Annotated in this window: 1 protein-coding gene; it reads left to right on the plus strand. The window is 61.6% G+C overall.

From position 1 onward, the window contains the following. Positions 1–58 precede the first annotated feature (58 nt). Positions 59–862: an IS21-like element ISPst3 family helper ATPase IstB gene (gene istB / locus AC1Q6D_RS33120; RefSeq protein ID WP_010454871.1), complete on the plus strand. Its 804-nt coding sequence runs from the start codon at positions 59–61 to the stop codon at positions 860–862. The last annotated feature ends 178 nt before the right edge of the window (positions 863–1,040 follow it).

The following is a 1,040-nucleotide window of genomic DNA, read 5'->3' on the forward strand; positions in this document are numbered from 1 at the left end:
CCCGTCGCTAACACGGCGCGCTACGACCGCCTGCGTGGCCAGACCGAGGAGATCGGTCATGCGTGATTTGATGGCGGAACTCAAGGAGCTGCGCCTGCACGGCATGGCCACGGCCTGGGCGGAGTTGACTGCGCAGGGTGAGTCGAACACAGCCTCGTCCAAGTGGCTGCTCGAACACCTGCTGGAACAAGAGCACACAGATCGCGCCATGCGCTCGGTGAGCCACCAGATGAACATGGCCAAGCTGCCGATGCACCGCGACCTGGCCGGCTTCGACTTCAGCGCCTCCAGCGCAGACGCTCGTTTGATCAGCGAACTGGCCAGTCTGGCCTTTACCGACACCGCGCAGAACGTGGTGCTGATCGGTGGGCCTGGCACCGGTAAAACCCACCTGGCCACTGCGCTGGCCGTGTCCGGCATCACCCGGCACGGCAAGCGCGTGCGCTTCTACTCCACGGTCGATCTGGTCAATCTGCTGGAGCGCGAAAAGCACGACGGCAAAGCCGGGCGGATCGCCCAAGCTCTGCTGCGCATGGATCTGGTCATCCTCGACGAACTGGGTTATCTGCCCTTCAGCCAGGCCGGCGGTGCGTTGCTGTTTCACCTGCTATCCAAGCTGTACGAACACACCAGCGTGGTGATCACCACCAACCTGAGCTTCGCCGAATGGTCGAGCGTGTTCGGCGACGCCAAGATGACCACCGCCCTGCTGGATCGGCTGACCCACCACTGCCACATCGTCGAAACCGGTAACGAGTCCTATCGCCTGCAACACAGTAGCTTGGCGGCCCAGGCCAAGATCAAATCACGGGAGCGAAAGCGTAAGGGCGGCCAGGAACCGGAGGACGATGAGCCGTTCTGATTTCATGGCGACGACGGCCTGCTACATGGCTGCGTGTGGCAGGTCTTAAACAACTGAACTGGGCTAGCGAAGGAGTGGGGGCAACAGCAGCTGCGCTGGTAGACTTATCCACAGTTGCTGGTAACAAAATCAGCAATCCGCCCTGGGTCAAATTTCAATCGGCAGGGTGGGGATGCGG

This window comes from Pseudomonas sp. MT92 (assembly GCF_058792515.1).

Coding starts and splice junctions, on each gene's coding strand:
- istB (WP_010454871.1), top strand. CDS start 59: ATGCGTGATTTGATGGCGGAACTCAAGGAGCTGCGCCTGCACGGCATG.